Raw genomic sequence first — 1,325 nt, 5'->3', positions numbered from 1 at the left:
TGAATCGTGTCGTGTTTGATGGAGGGTAATCCTGTACCGAAAGGAACCCCCGGCATCATGCCCGTCCCATACCCCGCAGAGATCCGCGAACGCGCAGTCCGCCTCGCGCTCGAGGCCCGCAAGAACCCCGCGACTCGTGACGGCGCGATCACCCGGATCGCGAAGCAACTCGATCTCCTTCCCGAGACGCTCCGGAAGTGGGTGCGCAACGCGGAGATCGACGAGGGCCTCCGCCCCGGCACAACCACCGACGACGCGGCCCGTATCGCAGAGCTCGAGCGTGAGAACCGGGAACTGCGCCGCGCGAACCAGATCCTGAAGTCCGCCTCGGCTTTCTTCGCGGCGGAGCTCGACCGCCCCTCACGATGAGCGAGAAGACCGCGTACATCGACGCGCATCGCGCCGAGTTCGGGGTCGAGCCGATCTGCCGGGCTCTCGAAGACACACCCGCTCAGATCGCCCCATCCAGCTACTACGCGGCAAAGCACCGGCCACCCTCGGAACGTGAACTCCGAGACCGTGACCTCTGCGAGAACATCGCCCGTATCCACAAGAACAACTACGGCGTCTACGGGGTGCGGAAGATCCACGCCGCGCTGAGGCGCGAGGGCGAACGCGTCGCGGAATCAACGGTGCGCCGCCTCATGCGACAACTCGGACTCCGTGGGATATCCCGGGCGAAGGGCCCTCGGACGACGAAACCGGCCCCAGAGACCGGCCGCCCGCTCGATCTGGTGAACCGGCAGTTCATCGCGACTCGCCCGAACGAGTTGTGGGTCGCGGACATCACCTACGTGCGCACCTTCTCAGGGTGGGTGTACGTCGCGTTCGTGCTCGACGTGTACTCGCGCATGATCGTCGGCTGGCAGGTCTCCACCAGGCTCTACACCGATCTCGCACTCGACGCGCTCCGGATGGGGATCTGGCGGCGCCAGCGAGCCGGCCATGATCTGACCGGGCTGACGCATCACTCCGATAGGGGCGTGCAGTATCGAGCGATTCGCTACGCCGACCGGCTCGCGGAATGCGACGCCGTCGCGTCCGTCGGGTCCAAGGGCGATAGCTACGATAACGCGATGGCCGAGGCGCTGAACTCGCTCTACAAAGCCGAACTCGTCCGCAATCTTGGCCCTTGGCAGTCGATCAATGATCTCGAGATCGCGACCGCTGAGTGGGTGGACTGGTGGAACGAGCGCCGCCTCCACGGGGAGCTTGATCAACGTCCACCGGCCGAGATCGAGGGTGCGTACTGGGCGACCCGTCAGCCCTCACTTGCCCTGTCCAAAACCAACTAAAGCACTCTCTACGAAACTCGACACTTGACA

At 64.8% G+C, this 1,325-nt stretch carries 1 protein-coding gene and 1 other annotated feature; the gene reads left to right on the top strand.

Going from position 1 to position 1,325, the window contains the following annotated elements; translation table 11 throughout:
* Positions 1-57 precede the first annotated feature (57 nt).
* Positions 58-1,295 (top strand): IS3 family transposase gene (locus ACFPZL_RS13265; RefSeq protein WP_236022150.1). Its coding sequence is split into 2 segments (ribosomal slippage): positions 58-331 and positions 331-1,295, totalling 1,239 coding nucleotides; the frame shifts between segments, so codons are not numbered across the junction.
* Positions 330-464, top strand: a sequence feature (AL1L pseudoknot). Its footprint overlaps the gene before it by 135 nt.
* Positions 1,296-1,325: the final 30 nt, after the last annotated feature.

The organism is Leucobacter soli, assembly GCF_042659205.1.
In the GTDB taxonomy this organism is placed as follows: Bacteria; Actinomycetota; Actinomycetes; order Actinomycetales; family Microbacteriaceae; genus Leucobacter; species Leucobacter soli.
The sequence above is the reverse complement of the archived record's forward strand: the minus strand, read 5'-3'. Positions and strand labels throughout refer to the sequence as shown.